The following is a 16,248-nucleotide window of genomic DNA, read 5'->3' on the forward strand; positions in this document are numbered from 1 at the left end:
TTGTCTTACTTAGACGGGGCCACATAACTGGCTGCGCGTTCACCGTTGGAACAATGCATGGCAGACCATCGATGTAGATACGGTGCAATCTCTTCATGACCATCCTCATCCAACCCGTTTTGCGGGGTTGTGATAGAGGTCCGCGAACATATCGGCCATGGCTTCTTCGCTGGGTTCTTCCTGCATCTGCACGCTCACTGCGCGACTGACCAACTGGTGCCGACGCGGCAGGTGCAGATCGTCAGGAATCCGTGGCCCATCGGTCAGATAGGCAACGGGCAACTCATGACTGATCGCCAGGCTCAACACTTCACCGAGGCTGGCCGTTTCATCCAGTTTAGTCAGGATGCAACCGGCCAACCCGCAGCGCTTGTAGCTGTGATAGGCGGCGGTGAGCACCTGTTTCTGGCTGGTGGTGGCCAGGACCAGATAATTCTTCGATTTGATCCCGCGACCGGCCAGGCTTTCGAGCTGCATGCGCAGGGCCGGGTCGCTGGCTTGCAGGCCGGCGGTATCGATCAGCACCACGCGCTTGCGCAACAGTGGGTCGAGCGCCTGCGCCAGGGACTGGCCCGGGTCGACATGGGTCACCGACACATTGAGAATCCGCCCCAGGGTCTTGAGCTGTTCCTGGGCACCGATACGGAAGCTGTCCATGCTCACCAGCGCGATGTTGTGCGCGCCGTACTTGAGCACATAACGCGCCGCCAGCTTGGCCAGGGTGGTGGTCTTGCCCATGCCGGCAGGGCCGACCATGGCGATCACGCCACCCTCTTCCAAAGGCTCGACCTCAGGGGTCACGATCATCCGCGCCAGGTGCGCCAACAGCATGCGCCAAGCCTGACGGGGTTCGTCGATTTCAGTCACCAGCGCCAGCAGGTCACGGGCCAGGGGGCCGGACAAGCCGATGCGCTGCAGGCGACGCCAGAGGTTGGCCTGCTCCGGACGACTGCCTTGCAGCTGACTCCAGGCCAGGGAGCCGAGCTGGACTTCCAGCAGTTCGCGCAGGCCATTGAGTTCGAACCGCATCGAATCGAACGCTCGCTGGTCAATGCCGTCTGCCGCGACAGGGGCCGGCGCCGGACGGTGCGGCTCGGAAAAAGTCGGCTCGATCAGCGGCTCGGCTGCCGTCAGTGGCAGGCCGGCGAACAGCTGACGATTGGTCATGGCATCGCTGTCGCCACGTAGGCTCAATTCCGCCTGGGCGGTCACGATCCGCGACTGGGTCTTGCGCAGCTCATCCTCGAGCTCCATGTTCGGCACGCGCGGCGCCAGCGCCGACAGCTTGTAGTCGAGGGCAGCCGTCAGCTCGACACCGCCAGCAATACGGCGGTTGCCGATAATGGCGGCCTCTGCGCCCAGCTCATCACGAACCAGTTTCATGGCCTGACGCATATCGGCGGCGAAAAAACGTTTAACTTGCATAACCCGTTACCTCAGCCGTTGGGCCCTACTGTCGCAACGATGGTCACTTGTTTGTTGTCAGGGATTTCCTGGTACGCCAACACATGCAAACCGGGGACTGCCAAACGTCCAAACCGTGAAAGCATTGCGCGTACCGGACCTGCCACCAACAGAATCACCGGTTGACCTTGCATCTCTTGACGCTGCGCCGCATCGATCAGCGAACGCTGCAGCTTTTCAGCCATGCTTGGCTCCAGCAGAACGCCTTCTTCCTGGCCTTGTCCTGCCTTCTGCAGACTATTGAGCAATATTTGTTCCAACCTTGGCTCCAAGGTGATCACAGGCAGCTCGGACTCAGTGCCTACAATGCTTTGGACGATGGCACGCGACAATCCGACGCGGACTGCGGCCACCAGAGCGGCAGTATCTTGACTCTTGGCGGCATTGTTCGCGATGGCCTCGGCAATGCTGCGAATGTCACGTACCGGCACCTGTTCGGCGAGCAACGCCTGCAGCACCTTGAGCAACTGCGACAGCGACAGCACGCCCGGCACCAGCTCCTCGGCGAGTTTCGGCGAGCTCTTGGCCAGCAATTGCATCAACTGCTGGACTTCCTCGTGGCCGATCAGCTCGCTGGAGTGCTTGTACAGAATCTGGTTGAGGTGAGTGGCGACCACGGTACTGGCGTCGACCACGGTGTAACCGAGGGACTGCGCCTGGGCCCGTTGGCTGATCTCGATCCACACCGCCTCCAGACCAAAAGCCGGATCCCTGGCGGTGATGCCATTGAGCGAGCCATAGACCTGCCCCGGGTTGATCGCCAGCTCGCGATCAGGGTAGATCTCGGCCTCGGCCAGGATCACCCCCATCAGCGTCAAACGGTAAGCGCTAGGCGCCAGGTCAAGGTTGTCGCGGATGTGCACGGTCGGCATCAGAAAGCCCAGGTCCTGGGACAGCTTCTTGCGCACGCCCTTGATCCGCGCCAGCAACTGCCCACCCTGATTGCGATCCACCAGCGGGATCAGGCGGTAACCGACTTCCAGGCCAATCATGTCGATCGGCGTCACGTCATCCCAGCCAAGCTCCTTGGTTTCCATGGCCCGAGCCGGCGACGGCAGCAGTTCCTGCTGGCGCTTGACCTCTTGCAAAGCCTGGACCTTGACCACGTTGTGCTTGCGCCACAGCAGGTAAGCGGCACCACCAGCCACCGCCGCCATGGTCAGGAATGAAAAGTGCGGCATGCCGGGCACCAGGCCCATCACCGCCATCAGGCCGGCAGCGACTGCCAGGGCCTTGGGCGAGGTGAACATCTGGCGGGTGATCTGCTTGCCCATGTCTTCGGAGCCCGAAGCACGGGTCACCATGATCGCCGCCGCAGTCGACAGCAGCAGTGATGGCAATTGCGCCACCAAACCGTCACCGATGGTCAGCAAGGCGTAGACCCGACCGGCGTCACCGAAGCTCATGCCGTGCTGGAAGATACCGACCGCCATGCCGCCGATCAGGTTGATAAACAGAATCAGCAGGCCGGCAATGGCGTCGCCGCGCACGAATTTGCTGGCACCGTCCATCGAACCGTAGAACTCGGCCTCTTGCGCCACTTCCTGGCGGCGCAGCTTGGCCTGGGGCTGGTCGATCAGGCCGGCGTTGAGGTCGGCGTCGATCGCCATCTGTTTGCCGGGCATCGCATCGAGGGTGAAGCGTGCGCTCACCTCGGAAATCCGCCCGGCACCCTTGGTCACCACGACGAAGTTGATGATCATCAGGATCGCGAACACCACGATACCGACCACGTAGTTACCGCCGATCACCACCTCACCGAAGGCCTGGATCACCTTGCCGGCCGCGGCATGGCCGTCCTGGCCGTGGAGCATCACCACCCGGGTCGACGCCACGTTGAGCGCCAGGCGCAGCAGCGTGGCCACCAGCAGGATGGTCGGGAACACGGCGAAGTCCAGCGGACGCAGGGCGTACACGCAGACCAGCAGGACCACAATCGACAGCGCGATGTTGAAGGTGAAGAACACGTCCAGCAGAAACGGCGGGACGGGCAACATCATCATCGCCAGCATGACCAACAGCAACACCGGCACACCCAGATTGCCCCGTCCGAGGTCAGTCAGGTTGCTGCGAGCGCTGTTGAATAACTGAGTACGATCCACCGGTTTTCCCCGTTCCTTAAGCAAACTTTTGACGCCTGAAAGCGCCGCAGGACGGGTATTGCAAGAAGCCTTCCAACTTTTGCCCATGCGACAAAAGGCCCGCTAAGTCGCGGGCCGAAGAGCTAATGAAGGACGCCGGGAACGGCGAAGGGGCAGATACAGGCCATATGCCATTTGGCGGGCCGTGCCGCCAATCACCTCTGACGTCAGGAGTCGCGCCGCAAATCCGGCGGAATCGGCAGATCCTTGAGCGGATCCGGGCGCTTGCCCTTGCCCGCGCGGTGCTGACGGATCTGGTAGACGTACGCCAGTACCTGGGCCACCGCCAGGTACAGGCCGGCCGGGATCTCTTCCTCAAGCTCGGTGGAATAGAAGATCGAACGCGCAAGAGCCGGCGACTCCAACAGCAGCACCTCGTTGGCCACCGCAATCTCGCGGATCTTCAGCGCCAGGAAATCGCTGCCCTTGGCCAGCAGCACCGGCGCCCCGCCCTTCTCGGCGTCGTACTTGAGCGCCACGGCGTAGTGAGTCGGGTTGGTAATGACCACGTCGGCGTCGGGAATCGCCGCCATCATCCGCCGCTGAGACATCTCGCGCTGCAACTGGCGAATGCGCTGCTTGACCTCCGGCCGCCCCTCGTTGTCCTTGTGTTCGTCGCGCACTTCCTGCTTGGTCATCAGCAGTTTCTTGTGGCTCTGGTAGAGCTGCACCGGCACATCGACCGCGGCAATCAGGATCAGCCCGCAGGCCATCCACAACGCGCTCCAGCCCACCAGTTGCAGGCTGTGGACCAACGCCCGCTCCAAAGGCTCGTGAGCAATTTGCAGCAGGTCGTCGATGTCCGACGAGAGCACTGACAACGCCACAAACAGCACCAGCAGAAATTTGGCCAAGGCCTTGAGCAACTCGATCAGCGCCGTCGAGGAGAACATCCGCTTCAGGCCACTGGCAGGATTCATGCGACTGAACTTCGGTGCCAGACTCTTGCCGGCAAACAACCAGCCGCCGAGGGAAATCGGACCGATCACCGCCGCCAGAACCAAGGTTAGCAGCACCGGCTGCACCGCCAGAATCGCGATCTTGCCCGAATGCAGCAGGTAGCGAGCCATGGCTCCGGTGTCGAGTACCACTTCGCGCGGCAGGGAAAAATTCAGGCGCATGATTTCTTGCAGATCCAACGCCAGGCCGCCGCCATAGACCAGCAGCGCACCAGTTCCCGCGAGCATGATCGCGAGGGTGTTGAGCTCCTTGGAACGGGCAATCTCCCCCTTCTCACGGGAGTCCTTCTTGCGCTTGTCCGTGGGGTCTTCTGTCTTGTCCTGACCGCTCTCGCTTTCCGCCATGGCTAACGCGCCTGAGCCAGACTGCGTAACAGCTGCAAGGCTTCAACGGCCAGCGGCTGGTACTGATTGAGGATATCGCCGAGGGTGACCCAGAAAATCACCAACCCCAGCACCAGGGTCAAGGGAAAGCCGATAGAGAAGATGTTCAGTTGCGGCGCGGCGCGGGTCATGATGCCAAAGGCGATGTTTACCACCAGTAGTGCGGTGATCGCCGGCAATACCAGCAGCATCGCCGCTCCCAGCACCCAGCCGAGCTTGCCTGCCAGCTCCCAGAAATGATTGACCAGCATGCCGCTGCCCACCGGCAAGGTGGTGAAGCTTTCGGTCAACACCTCGAACACCACCAGATGGCCGTTCATGCCCAGGAACAGCAAGGTCACGAGCATGGTCAGGAACTGTCCGATCACCGCCGCCGAGACGCCGTTGGTAGGGTCGACCATCGAGGCGAAACCCATACCCATCTGAATCGAAATGATCTGCCCGGCCACCACAAAGGCCTGGAAGAACAGCTGCAGGGAAAAGCCCAGCAGCGCGCCGATAATCACCTGTTCGCCGATCAACAACAGCGCGCTCAAGTCCAGCGCGCGGACCTCGGGCATCGGCGGCAAGCCAGGCACCAACACCACAGTGATTGCCACCGCGAAATACAGGCGCACCCGCCGCGGCACCAGAGTCGTACCGAAGATCGGCATGGTCATCAGCACCGCCGTGATGCGAAACAGCGGCAGCATGAAGGTCGCGACCCAGGTACTGATCTGGGTGTCGGTCAACGCCAGCAAGGACATGGGTCAGCCGATCAACTGCGGAATACTGCCGTACAGCTGCAGGATGTATTCCATGAAGGTCTGCACCAGCCAGGGGCCGGCGACGATCAGCGTGATCAGCATCACGATCAGGCGCGGCAGAAAGCTCAAGGTCTGCTCGTTGATCTGGGTCGCAGCCTGGAACATCGCCACCACCAGCCCCACCAGCAGACTGGGGATCACCAGCACCGCAACCATCATGGTGGTCAGCCACAGCGCTTCGCGAAACAGGTCTACCGCAACTTCAGGAGTCATTGTGCATTACCCGAAAACAAGGTTTAGACACCACCGAAACTGCCCGCCAAGGTGCCGATGATCAGGGCCCAGCCATCCACCAGGACGAACAGCATGATCTTGAACGGCAGGGAAATGATCAGCGGCGACAGCATCATCATGCCCATGGCCATCAGCACACTGGCCACCACCAGGTCGATGATCAGGAACGGGATGAAAATCATGAAACCGATCTGGAACGCGGTCTTCAGCTCCGAGGTGACAAAGGCCGGCACCAGGATGGTCAGCGGCGCCTGATCGGGGGATGCAATGTCCGTGCGCTTGGACAAGCGCATGAACAGCTCCAGGTCGCTGCTACGGGTCTGCGCCAGCATGAAGTCCTTGATCGGCACCTGGGCCTTGGCCACCGCATCCTGAGCCGAGAGCTTTTCCGCGAGGTAAGGCTGCAGCGCATCCTGGTTCACCCGGTCAAATACCGGAGCCATGATGAACATGGTCAAGAACAGCGCCATGCCGGTGAGAATCTGGTTCGACGGCGTCTGCTGCAAACCCAGGGCCTGACGCAGAATCGAGAAGACGATGATGATCCGGGTGAAACTGGTCATCAGCATGACGAACGCCGGGATAAAACTCAGCGCGGTCATGATCAGCAGGATCTGCAGGCTGACCGAGTACTCCTGCTGGCCGTTGGCCCCGGTACCCAGGGTAATGGCCGGAATCGACAGCGGGTCGGCCGCAAACACCAACGGCGCGGCCAGCATCAGCGCCAGGGTCAAGAGGATGCGCGGCAGGCCGCGTGAGAACGTAGTGAGCGAAGGAAAGACAAGGCAAAAACAGGCGAGGACGCGGAGTTTACAGGCGGTAAATGAGCAGTCCGAACCTGTTTTTAACGCAGAATTTCGCACGTGCGACGAAGGAGCGCAGCCTGGAGTAGTTATCACGGGGCCTGACAATGCCATTACTTCCTATCCTTCTGATCCTTGCCCAACAGCTCCATCAGGCGCTGGGCAAACTCGGGTGTCGCCTGCTCGGTACTGGGCACCTGCACCGGCTCTTTCATCACGTGCAAGGCGGTGATGCTGCCCGGCGTCAGGCCAAGCAGGATCTGCTCGTTGCCGATCTGCACCAGCAGCAGCCGATCACGTGGCCCCAGGGCTCGGGAGCCGATCAGGTCGATCACCTGGCCCTTGCCCGCAGGCCCAGCCCGTTGCACACGGCGCAGCAACCAGGCCAGGAAGAAAATCAGCCCCAGCACCAGCAACAGACCCAGCACCAGCTGACTCAATTGCCCGGCCACGCTGCCACTGCCGACAGGCAAAGGCGCGGCGGTCGACGCTACGGGCTCGGCCGCCATGACCATGGCCGGCAGGGCCAGCAACACACCGAGAAACCTTTTCACTTAGCGCAGCTTCTTGATGCGTTCGCTGGGGCTGATCACGTCGGTCAGGCGGATGCCGAACTTCTCGTTGACCACGACCACTTCGCCATGGGCGATCAGGGTGCCATTGACCAGCACATCCAGCGGCTCGCCGGCCAGACGATCAAGCTCGATCACCGACCCCTGGTTGAGCTGCAACAGGTTGCGAATATTGATATCGGTGCTGCCCACTTCCATGGAGATCGACACTGGAATATCCAGGATCACGTCCAGGTTCGGGCCTTCCAGGGTCACGGGCTCATGGTTCTTCGGCACGCTGCCGAATTCTTCCATTGGCAGGCGACCGGGGGCCGACGCGTTGCCGGCATCGGCGGCCAGCAAGGCATCGATATCGTCCTGGCCAGCGTCACCGGTTTCTTCCAGGGCCGCAGCCCACTCATCGGCCAGGGCCTGGTCGTCTTGGGAATTCATATCGTTAGCCATCATTTGTCCTCGGCGGGCAACTCTTCAATCAGAAGCAGTCGTTTAAAAGCAAAAGAGTGAGGCGCCGATTAACGGCGCCCGATCGGCTCGACCACTTGCAAGGCCAGATTGCCCTTGTGGGAGCCCAGCTTGACCTTGAAGGCCGGCACGCCATTGGCGCGCATGATCATTTCGTCCGGCAATTCAACCGGGATCACATCACCCGGCTGCATGTGCAGAATGTCCCGCAGGCGCAATTGGCGGCGGGCCACGGTGGCGCTCAGCGGCACATCGACATCCAGCACGTCTTCACGCAGCGCCTTGCTCCAGCGCTCGTCCTGGTCATCGAGGTCGGACTGGAAGCCGGCGTCGAGCATCTCGCGCACCGGCTCGATCATCGAGTACGGCATGGTCACGTGCAGGTCGCCGCCACCGCCGTCGAGTTCGATATGGAAGGTCGAAACCACAATGGCTTCACTCGGGCCGACGATGTTGGCCATGGCCGGGTTCACTTCCGAGTTGATGTACTCGAAATTGACTTCCATGATCGCCTGCCAGGCCTCCTTCAAGTCGATGAAGGCCTGCTCCAGCACCATCCGCACCACACGCAACTCGGTCGGGGTGAACTCGCGACCTTCGATCTTGGCGTGACGGCCGTCGCCGCCGAAGAAGTTGTCCACCAGCTTGAACACCAGCTTGGCGTCGAGGATGAACAAGGCGGTGCCGCGCAAGGGCTTGATCTTCACCAGGTTGAGGCTGGTAGGCACGTACAGCGAATGCACGTACTCGCCGAACTTCATCACCTGCACACCGCCTACCGCCACATCCGCCGAACGGCGCAGCATGTTGAACATGCTGATACGGGTGTAACGGGCAAAACGCTCGTTGATCATTTCCAGGGTCGGCATGCGTCCACGGACGATGCGATCCTGGCTGGTCAGGTCGTAACTTTTGATGCTGCCGGGCTCGGCAGCACTATCGGTCTGTACCAGACCATCATCGACACCATGCAACAGCGCATCGATCTCATCCTGGGACAGCAGGTCCTGCACGGCCATGTCGAGTTCCTACTGCAGTACGAAGTTAGTGAAGAGCAACTGTTCGACCACCACTTTGCCGACCTCTTTCTGCGCCACTTCCTGCACGCTGGCGGTGGCCTTCTGGCGCAGCATTTCCTGGCCGACCGGGGTCGCAAGGGTGTCAAAGCTCTGCCCAGAGAACAGCATCACTAAATTATTGCGGATCACCGGCATGTGGACTTTGAGCGCATCCAGATCGGCCTGGTTACGCGCCAGCAGGGTAATGCTCACCTGCATGTAACGCTGCCGACCGTTCTGGTTGTAGTTGGCCACAAAGGCTGGCGCCATGGGCTCGTAGATCGCCGCCGGCTTGACGTTGCTGGCTGCTTCCGGGGTCGGTGCAGGCTTGCTCTGGGCACTGTGCATGAAGTACCAGGTTGCCCCGACGGACAAGCCGATCGCCAACAACAAAGCGACAACAATCAAGAGGATAAGCTTGAGTTTGCTTTTCCCTGCGGGGGGTTTCTCTGCTGCTTCGCTCTTCGCCATGCCAATAATCCGTCACTATTCGGGTTTTCACAGTTGCACGCCTAGGCAAGAGCAAGTGTTATGCCAGATTTGTCTGAACGGTCATTGCCCCGCTACACGCCAGGCCGTCGCGGCCGCCAGTAGCTGGCGATAGCCGTGATGAAAGACGGTATGCCCCGGGGGGGGAGATGGCGCCTTGGGCGGACAGCGCAGCCTTCGGCAGCGGCTAAAACGGTCGTGATATTCGGGAGGCAACGCCGCTCGCGCGGGTCAGGGCGACCCGCACGGCGAACAAGGTGGCGCGCTGGGCGTCAGGCGTAATAGTCCACGGCACTGGAGCCAACCACCGACGTGGTGCTGGCGGCGATTTCCGCGATGCCCTGGGGCGTTTCATCATCCATGGCGTCCAGGCGCCCACCATTGGCACTGCTGCCACTGCTGCGGTTCTGGCCTTGCTGGGCCTGCTGCTCCTGACCCTGCCAGCCACGGGACTGATCAGACACGTTGACGTCAACCTGCCCCATGCCCTGCTGGCTGAACATATCCCGCAGGCGGTGCATCTGCCCTTCCAGAGCCTCACGCACACCGGCATGGGCACTCATGAAGCTGACCTGGGTCTGCTGGTCCGGAATCATGTTGACCCGGATATCCAGGCGCCCCAGCTCAGCCGGTTGCAACTGGATTTCCGCCGACTTGAGGTTAGTAGCGGAGAGGTACATGACCCGGTTCACCACCTCTTCGGTCCAGCCGCTCTGGTGCATGGCCAATGGTTGATTCACCGGGATGGCATTGGCAGTCTTGGGCGTGGCCGCCTGAGTCAGTGCCGCCAGGCGGTTGGCGAAATCGTCGACCCGGGTATCGCTGGAGGCGCTTTTCAGGTCTTTCAGGCCATCGTCGATCAGGCCGCTGAAGGCCTTGTCGCCGCCTTGCTCGGTACTGTCCTTGGCCGACTGCAGGTCAAGCATGCCCGCCATGCCATTGGCGAAGTTCTGTGCCGAAGTCGGCTCGGCATCGGTTGGCGTCGCCGGCGCGTTTTTAGGTTGCGCCTGGCTGCTCGCCGACACATGCCCACCCTGCTCCATGGCCAGGCGCACGGCCGGCAAGGCATCGAGCGGATCGGCTTCGGGATCGAACGCAGGCTCGACCGCCACCGCCGGCGCGGCATTGTTCACCGTCGCCGCCACCAGAGGCGTCACTTCAACCTCTGGCGGCGTGGCCACCGGAGCCGGCGCCGCTTCAGCCACCACGACCGGAGGCACGGCTTGCGCGGCTTGCAGCAGGGCCGGGTCGAGGGTCGGATCCACGGGCAGCGCATCGGCCACCGGCGTATCGCTGGCGCTCGAATCGTCGCTGGCGGTTTTGTCGTCACTGCTGGCAGCCTTGTCGGCAGGCAAGGATTTGCCGCTATCGGCAACCGCAGGCTCGGGGGCGGCAGCCTTGTCGCTGGCGACATCCTTCTTGGCGCTGGTGTCCGCGCCCTTGTCGCGCGCCGGCTTGAGCGGGCCATCACTGGCGCTCTGGGCCTTGCTTGGGGACTGGTTGGCGTACACCTGGGCGAAGCTTGAGGCCTTATCCCCGGGCTCAGGAGCATTCGCCACAGTATTGGCGGACGCGGCTTGAGTCTTGGCCTGCGTAGCGGCCTGAAGAAGCAGATTGGGGGCAAGTGGCATAACACGGTCTCCGCTGCACTGGGATCGTAGGTACAGGTAGAAGACAAGACTGCAAAGGTCGAGCCAGCTTTTGCCTTACCCCGATAAATTCCCCAGCCACGAAGCCTTCAGCAGTGAAAGCGCTGCCGCTCCTGCTCGCACAGGCTGCGGACAATGGCGAACTCACCGTCGATTTCGCCGACCAGTTTTTCGATCCCGGAAAGCGACGGCTGTTTGGCGCGCTGCTCCAGCTCATGGCACAACCGCGCCAGGCGAATCGCGCCCATATTGCTGCTACTGCCCTTGAAGCTGTGGGCGGTGGCGACCAGTTCGCCGGCATCGTCGGCGTGGCGCAGCACGCGCAGGCGCTCCTCGGAATCACACAGGAAGGTCTCCAGCAGCACCGGATACTCCTCCTCCATGACCTCCTGCAATGCGCTCAATACGTTGTGGTCCAGATGAATCTCAGCCACTTGTTCACTCCTTGATCAAGAATCGACGAATTATGCCTGAGCCTCCCAGGAAAACTCCACGCAGGCACTGCGACCATCGTCTGACCAACTGGCCCGGCGGCTCAGTTGCCGGACCAGGCTCACCCCACGCCCGGAAAGCCGGTCGGTGTCGTGAGGCCTGGCCATGACCCGTTCGATATCAAACCCCTTGCCACTGTCCTCGACCCGGATGGTCAGGCAACCGCCGGTCGCTTGTGGAACCACTTGCAGATGCACCCGGACAAAGCCTTCCTGCAACTCGGCCAGACGCGCGCCACGCTCACGGTAGTAACGGGCAAACCCCTGGGCGTCTCGCTTGAGGCTCGAGTCCAGGCCCAGTACCCCGTGCTCCAGGGCATTGGAATACAACTCGGCCAGCACACTGTAGAGCGCTCCGCTCTGGGCCCGCAGCCCATGCACCTCCAACAGCAATTGCAACAGGTACGGCAACGGGTTGTAGCGCTTGAGAGTGGCCGCGCGAAATTCGAAACTCAGCGACCAGTCCAGGGGACACGACTGGCCGCTGTCGGAATACACCAGGCTCGGCGGCCGCAGTTGCGTCGGCTCCAGCAGGCCGACTTCGACCATGCTCACATCATCACGCACCTGGCCGCCAAAATCGGCCAGGGCCTGCTGGATTTCCTCGAACAGGCTGTCGACGTGCCGGTTGGCGGCAAACACCTGCTGCAAGCGCTCGGCGCCAAACAATTGATCGTCGGCATCGCCGGTATCGATGACCCCGTCGGACAGCAGGAACACCCGATCCCCCCGTGCCATGGGCCAGACCTCGGTGCGATCGTCAAAGGCTTCCGCCCCGAGCACACCCAGGGGCAGATGCCGGGACACCAGCGGCGTGCGCACCCCGCTTTCCAGGCAGTGCAGGTAGCCATCGGGCATGCCGCCGTTCCAGACCTCCACTGCGCGCCGCTGAAAACTCAGGCTGAGCAGGGTCGCACAACAGAACATGTCCACCGGCAGGATGCGCTTGAGCTTGGCATTCATCTCGCGCAGGGTTTCCGCCAGGCCATAGCCCTTGGCCGTCATGCCATAGAACACTTCGGCCAGGGGCATGGCGCCAACCGCCGCGGGCAAGCCGTGCCCGGTGAAATCCCCGAGCAGGATATGCATGTCGCCGGCCGGGGTGAACGCCGCCAGCAGCAGGTCGCCATTGAATAGCGCGTAGGGCGATTGCAGATAGCGGATATTCGGCGCGTCGAGGCAGCCGGAGTGCGCCACCTTGTCGAACACCGCCTTGGCCACCCGCTGCTCGTTGAGCAGGTAGTCGTGGTGACGGATGATCTGGTCGCGCTGCTGCAGCACCGTGTCCTGCAAGCGGCGCAGGCGATCCATGGCCTTGATCTTGGCCGCCAGGATTACCGGGCTGTAGGGCTTTGCCAGAAAGTCGTCGCCGCCCGCCTCCAGGCAGCGGGCCAGGCCTTCACTCTCGGTCATCGAGGTCAGGAAAATAATCGGCACCAGCGCTTCGCCTGCCAACTGCTTGATCTGCCGGGCCGCTTCGAAACCGTCCATCACCGGCATGATCGCGTCCATCAGCACCAACTGCGGCCGCTCACGCTCGAACAGCGCCACCGCTTCGGCGCCATTGGCGGCGGTCAGCACTTCATGCCCCTGGCGGCGGACGATGCTCGATAGCAACAGGCGATCGGCAGCGCCGTCCTCGGCAATCAAGACACACAACGGCCGCGCCATCGAACGCATATCGATCAACTGATATCGAAGAGTTTGTCGAAGTTGGAAATTGCCAGGATCTTGCGTACATCCGAATTGCTGTTGATCACCCGTACGTCGGAATCGTCGCCCCCGGCGTGATCGCGCAGCAGCAACAACATGCCCAGGGCCGAGCTGTCGAGGTAGGTGGCGTCCTTGAGGTCGACCACGATGGAGTCGGGCTTCTGATTCAGGCGCTCGTAGGACTCGCGAAACTCCTGATGCCGACCGAAATCGAACCGGCCCTTGATCGAGATCGTAAGCGTTTGCCCATCCGGGGACACTTCAGTAACGACTGACATAAGACTGCTTCCTTGTCATTGGCAACGTGCAGAAGGTTTAGCACCCCCACGGCACATGGACAACCCGCAGTAGCAAAATGCGCGGATCAGTACTGATCTTGACGGGGCAGGCGCTGGGAAAGTTCATCGAGCAGCTTCTGCTCACGCTTGTCTTCCAACTGCCTGGCCTCATCGACATAGCGCTGCACCAGCTTGCGCAGCCCTTCGACCCGGGCATAGGCCTGCTGCCAGGTCTCCCGCGCACGATTGAGGTTGGTCTGGTGCCAGACCAGGCTCTGGCGCTGCTGGGCCACGGCTGTTTCCAGCTGGTTGAGGAAGTGCTGGTAGTTCATCAGCCACTGCCCGGACACCCCGTGGCTGCCACGGTCGATCCATTGCTGCTGATATTCGCCACGGAAGCGCTCAAGGTCGCCGAGCTTGCTTTCCGCCAGGCGCACCTGGCCCTGGAAGTGCCCCAGGCGCTGGGCGGCGGTGCGTTCGGCGCTTTGAGCCATGTCGACCACCGGCGCCAGGCGCGCGGCGCGGCTGTTAGCCATGGCCTATCAACCCCCGGGCGCGGGAGCGAAGACCATCTCCAGATGGGCCTCGCTTTCGCCCAGGCTGATGCTGTCGTTCAGGCCCTGGCGCAGGTACACCACCATCGACGGCTGCAAGGCGATCGCGGTATCGGTTTCCCGATCGCCGCCCGGCACATAGGCGCCGACGCTGATCAGGTCGCGCGCCTGCTGGTAGCGCGACCACAACTGCTTGAAGTACTGGGCCCGATTCATGTGCTCGGGGGTCACCACCGCCGGCATGACCCGGCTGATGGAGGCCTCGATATCGATTGCCGGGTAATGACCTTCTTCGGCCAGGCGCCGCGACAGCACGATATGGCCGTCGAGCACGCCCCGCGCCGCGTCGGCGATCGGGTCCTGCTGGTCATCGCCTTCGGACAGCACGGTATAGAACGCGGTGATCGAACCGCCTCCGGCCTCGGCATTACCGGCGCGTTCCACCAACTTCGGCAGCTTGGCGAACACCGAAGGCGGATAACCCTTGGTCGCCGGCGGCTCGCCGATGGCCAGGGCGATTTCCCGCTGGGCCTGGGCGAAACGGGTCAGGGAGTCCATCAGCAACAGGACATTCTTGCCCTTGTCGCGAAAATATTCAGCGATCCGCGTGCAGTACATGGCGGCACGCAGGCGCATCAGCGGCGCATCGTCGGCGGGCGAAGCCACTACCACCGAACGCTTGAGTCCTTCTTCACCGAGGATGTGCTCGATGAACTCCTTGACCTCACGACCCCGCTCGCCGATCAAACCGACCACGATAATGTCGGCCTCGGTGAAGCGGGTCATCATGCCCAGCAGCACACTCTTGCCCACGCCGGTACCGGCGAACAGACCCAGGCGCTGGCCGCGGCCGACCGTCAATAAACCGTTGATCGAACGAATGCCAACGTCAAGGGGCTGGCTGATGGGGTCGCGCTTGAGTGGGTTGATGGTCGGGCCATCCATGGGCACCCAGTCTTCGGCCTTCATCCCGCCCTTGCCATCCAGGGCGCGACCGGCACCGTCAAGCACCCGCCCGAGCATGCTCATGCCCATCGGCAGGCGCCCGGTATCCGCCAGGGGCACCACGCGGGCTCCCGGGGCGATGCCAGCGACGCTGCCCACCGGCATCAGGAACACCTTCGCGCCGGAGAAGCCCATGACCTCGGCCTCGACCTGCACCGGGTGGTAGCTGTCGTCGTTGATCACCAGGCAGCGGGTGCCCATGGCGGCGCGCAGGCCCTCGGCTTCGAGGGTCAGGCCCACCATGCGCAACAGGCGCCCTTCGAGAATGGGTTGGCCAGGCAATTCGCTGGCCTCGGCATAACTGCCGAGGCGCTTGCCGAAGCTGGTGCGCTCAAGGCGCATTGGCAGGCTCCGAATCCGGCTCCGACGGCGCCTCTGGCGTGCCCTCGGTGGCCGGCTCGGCCTCAGGGACCGGCGTTGCGGCCGCCCCCAGCTCAAGGCTCAGGTCGGCCGGCGCCGGATGCAGGACCTGCTCGTGCAACTGGTCATCGAGCTGGTCCATGATTTTGGAAATACGCGTCTCAATGGTCGCATCGATCCGGCTGTGCTCGGTCTCGACCCGGCACCCGCCCGGCAACATGGCTTCGTCCTCGACGATGCGCCAGGTTTCCTCATGGCGTTCGCGCAGGCTTTTGACCTGCTCGAAATCCTGCGGGTTGATATACAGGCGCACATTGCCCACACCCAGGGGCAGCAGCTTGAGGGCTTCGCGCATGACGTGTTCGATCTGCGTCGAGTCCATCGCCAGCTCACGCTGGATCACTTGCCGGGCGACATGCTTGACCAGGCCCACCAGGGACTTCTCGATCTGCGCGTCCTGCTCGGCGATAGGCTCAAACAGGTTGCTCATCAGCAGCTCAAGGCTTTGCAGCTTGGCGCCCAGAGCCGTGTCGGCTTCCTGGCGGACTTTCAGCGTGGTGCTGTGAAAGCCCTCTTTTTCGCCGGTGGCAAAACCTTCGTTGTAGGCTTCCTGACGAATGCTTTCGAGCTCTTCCAGGGTCAGTGGCTGGACTTCATCCAGCGGCACTTCTTCCATCTGCGCCGGCAGTTCTTCTTCCGGCTCAGGCTCGGGCTCAGGTTGATGCGGGTCGAAGCTGGGCAGCGACCAGACGTCGAAACCTCCGACGTCCCGGGCGCGAATCAGGTCGCTGGGGGATTCATCACTGCTGGACGACATAAAGCGACC

At 62.2% G+C, this 16,248-nt stretch carries 17 protein-coding genes; all 17 read right to left on the reverse strand.

From position 1 onward, the window contains the following. Positions 1-105: 105 nt before the first annotated feature. Positions 106-1,425, reverse strand: coding sequence for a flagellar biosynthesis protein FlhF (gene flhF, locus ACOZJV_RS12365; protein WP_078470993.1), 1,320 nt, complete (start codon positions 1,423-1,425; stop codon positions 106-108). 11 nt (positions 1,426-1,436) lie between these two features. Beyond that, positions 1,437-3,566 carry a flagellar biosynthesis protein FlhA gene (gene flhA, locus ACOZJV_RS12370; RefSeq protein WP_020299277.1) on the reverse strand — a complete coding sequence of 710 codons (2,130 nt, stop codon included), beginning with the start codon at positions 3,564-3,566 and terminating at the stop codon, positions 1,437-1,439. Between the two features lie 206 nt (positions 3,567-3,772). Further along, positions 3,773-4,909: a flagellar biosynthesis protein FlhB gene (flhB, locus tag ACOZJV_RS12375; RefSeq protein ID WP_078470992.1), complete on the reverse strand. Its 1,137-nt coding sequence runs from the start codon at positions 4,907-4,909 to the stop codon at positions 3,773-3,775. Positions 4,910-4,911: 2 nt separating this feature from the next. Further along, positions 4,912-5,694 carry a flagellar biosynthetic protein FliR gene (fliR, locus tag ACOZJV_RS12380; RefSeq protein WP_078470991.1) on the reverse strand — a complete coding sequence of 261 codons (783 nt, stop codon included), beginning with the start codon at positions 5,692-5,694 and terminating at the stop codon, positions 4,912-4,914. Positions 5,695-5,697: 3 nt separating this feature from the next. After that, positions 5,698-5,967: a flagellar biosynthesis protein FliQ gene (gene fliQ / locus ACOZJV_RS12385; protein ID WP_078470990.1), complete on the reverse strand. Its 270-nt coding sequence runs from the start codon at positions 5,965-5,967 to the stop codon at positions 5,698-5,700. A gap of 23 nt (positions 5,968-5,990) precedes the next feature. Continuing rightward, entirely contained in the window at positions 5,991-6,707 is a 717-nt protein-coding gene (gene fliP / locus ACOZJV_RS12390; protein ID WP_078470989.1) for a flagellar type III secretion system pore protein FliP, read from the reverse strand. Positions 6,708-6,904: 197 nt separating this feature from the next. Further along, a complete protein-coding gene (gene fliO / locus ACOZJV_RS12395) occupies positions 6,905-7,300 on the reverse strand; it encodes a flagellar biosynthetic protein FliO (RefSeq protein WP_207202405.1) in 396 nt (131 codons plus the stop codon). Between the two features lie 45 nt (positions 7,301-7,345). After that, a complete protein-coding gene (gene fliN, locus ACOZJV_RS12400; RefSeq protein WP_043230301.1) occupies positions 7,346-7,807 on the reverse strand; it encodes a flagellar motor switch protein FliN in 462 nt (153 codons plus the stop codon). 68 nt (positions 7,808-7,875) lie between these two features. Then, positions 7,876-8,844 (reverse strand): flagellar motor switch protein FliM, encoded by a 969-nt coding sequence (gene fliM / locus ACOZJV_RS12405; RefSeq protein ID WP_020299284.1) that lies wholly within the window; start codon positions 8,842-8,844, stop codon positions 7,876-7,878. Between the two features lie 9 nt (positions 8,845-8,853). After that, on the reverse strand, positions 8,854-9,354 hold the full coding sequence (fliL, locus tag ACOZJV_RS12410; RefSeq protein WP_078470987.1) for a flagellar basal body-associated protein FliL: 501 nt from the start codon (positions 9,352-9,354) through the stop codon (positions 8,854-8,856). 290 nt (positions 9,355-9,644) lie between these two features. Beyond that, positions 9,645-11,003 carry a flagellar hook-length control protein FliK gene (locus tag ACOZJV_RS12415; protein WP_421547739.1) on the reverse strand — a complete coding sequence of 453 codons (1,359 nt, stop codon included), beginning with the start codon at positions 11,001-11,003 and terminating at the stop codon, positions 9,645-9,647. 107 nt (positions 11,004-11,110) lie between these two features. After that, the gene (locus tag ACOZJV_RS12420; RefSeq protein WP_078470985.1) at positions 11,111-11,455 is read right to left on the reverse strand and encodes an Hpt domain-containing protein; all 345 of its coding nucleotides are present in this window, start codon (positions 11,453-11,455) and stop codon (positions 11,111-11,113) included. A gap of 30 nt (positions 11,456-11,485) precedes the next feature. Beyond that, positions 11,486-13,192 carry a fused response regulator/phosphatase gene (locus tag ACOZJV_RS12425; protein ID WP_078471273.1) on the reverse strand — a complete coding sequence of 569 codons (1,707 nt, stop codon included), beginning with the start codon at positions 13,190-13,192 and terminating at the stop codon, positions 11,486-11,488. Positions 13,193-13,197: 5 nt separating this feature from the next. Continuing rightward, entirely contained in the window at positions 13,198-13,503 is a 306-nt protein-coding gene (locus tag ACOZJV_RS12430; protein ID WP_020299289.1) for an STAS domain-containing protein, read from the reverse strand. Positions 13,504-13,589: 86 nt separating this feature from the next. After that, a complete protein-coding gene (gene fliJ / locus ACOZJV_RS12435) occupies positions 13,590-14,039 on the reverse strand; it encodes a flagellar export protein FliJ (RefSeq protein ID WP_078470984.1) in 450 nt (149 codons plus the stop codon). 6 nt (positions 14,040-14,045) lie between these two features. Beyond that, positions 14,046-15,404: a flagellar protein export ATPase FliI gene (gene fliI / locus ACOZJV_RS12440; RefSeq protein ID WP_201130039.1), complete on the reverse strand. Its 1,359-nt coding sequence runs from the start codon at positions 15,402-15,404 to the stop codon at positions 14,046-14,048. After that, the gene (gene fliH, locus ACOZJV_RS12445; RefSeq protein WP_421547740.1) at positions 15,394-16,239 is read right to left on the reverse strand and encodes a flagellar assembly protein FliH; all 846 of its coding nucleotides are present in this window, start codon (positions 16,237-16,239) and stop codon (positions 15,394-15,396) included. The genes fliI and fliH overlap by 11 nt, the downstream gene beginning before the upstream one ends. Positions 16,240-16,248: the final 9 nt, after the last annotated feature.

Origin of the sequence: Pseudomonas sp. QD4 (assembly GCF_049199125.1) — a bacterium.
GTDB lineage: Bacteria > Pseudomonadota > Gammaproteobacteria > Pseudomonadales > Pseudomonadaceae > Aquipseudomonas.

Excerpts from the sequence above, each read along its gene's own strand:
- ACOZJV_RS12430 (WP_020299289.1), bottom strand. The coding sequence starts at position 13,503 with ATGTCAGTCGTTACTGAAGTGTCCCCGGATGGGCAAACGCTTACGATC.
- ACOZJV_RS12425 (WP_078471273.1), bottom strand. The coding sequence starts at position 13,192 with ATGCGTTCGATGGCGCGGCCGTTGTGTGTCTTGATTGCCGAGGACGGC.
- fliO (WP_207202405.1), bottom strand. The coding sequence starts at position 7,300 with ATGGCGGCCGAGCCCGTAGCGTCGACCGCCGCGCCTTTGCCTGTCGGC.
- flhB (WP_078470992.1), bottom strand. The coding sequence starts at position 4,909 with ATGGCGGAAAGCGAGAGCGGTCAGGACAAGACAGAAGACCCCACGGAC.
- fliM (WP_020299284.1), bottom strand. The coding sequence starts at position 8,844 with ATGGCCGTGCAGGACCTGCTGTCCCAGGATGAGATCGATGCGCTGTTG.
- fliI (WP_201130039.1), bottom strand. The coding sequence starts at position 15,404 with ATGCGCCTTGAGCGCACCAGCTTCGGCAAGCGCCTCGGCAGTTATGCC.
- fliQ (WP_078470990.1), bottom strand. The coding sequence starts at position 5,967 with ATGACTCCTGAAGTTGCGGTAGACCTGTTTCGCGAAGCGCTGTGGCTG.
- fliP (WP_078470989.1), bottom strand. The coding sequence starts at position 6,707 with ATGCTGGCCGCGCCGTTGGTGTTTGCGGCCGACCCGCTGTCGATTCCG.
- ACOZJV_RS12415 (WP_421547739.1), bottom strand. The coding sequence starts at position 11,003 with ATGCCACTTGCCCCCAATCTGCTTCTTCAGGCCGCTACGCAGGCCAAG.
- fliJ (WP_078470984.1), bottom strand. The coding sequence starts at position 14,039 with ATGGCTAACAGCCGCGCCGCGCGCCTGGCGCCGGTGGTCGACATGGCT.
- fliN (WP_043230301.1), bottom strand. The coding sequence starts at position 7,807 with ATGGCTAACGATATGAATTCCCAAGACGACCAGGCCCTGGCCGATGAG.
- fliH (WP_421547740.1), bottom strand. The coding sequence starts at position 16,239 with ATGTCGTCCAGCAGTGATGAATCCCCCAGCGACCTGATTCGCGCCCGG.
- fliR (WP_078470991.1), bottom strand. The coding sequence starts at position 5,694 with ATGTCCTTGCTGGCGTTGACCGACACCCAGATCAGTACCTGGGTCGCG.
- fliL (WP_078470987.1), bottom strand. The coding sequence starts at position 9,354 with ATGGCGAAGAGCGAAGCAGCAGAGAAACCCCCCGCAGGGAAAAGCAAA.
- flhF (WP_078470993.1), bottom strand. The coding sequence starts at position 1,425 with ATGCAAGTTAAACGTTTTTTCGCCGCCGATATGCGTCAGGCCATGAAA.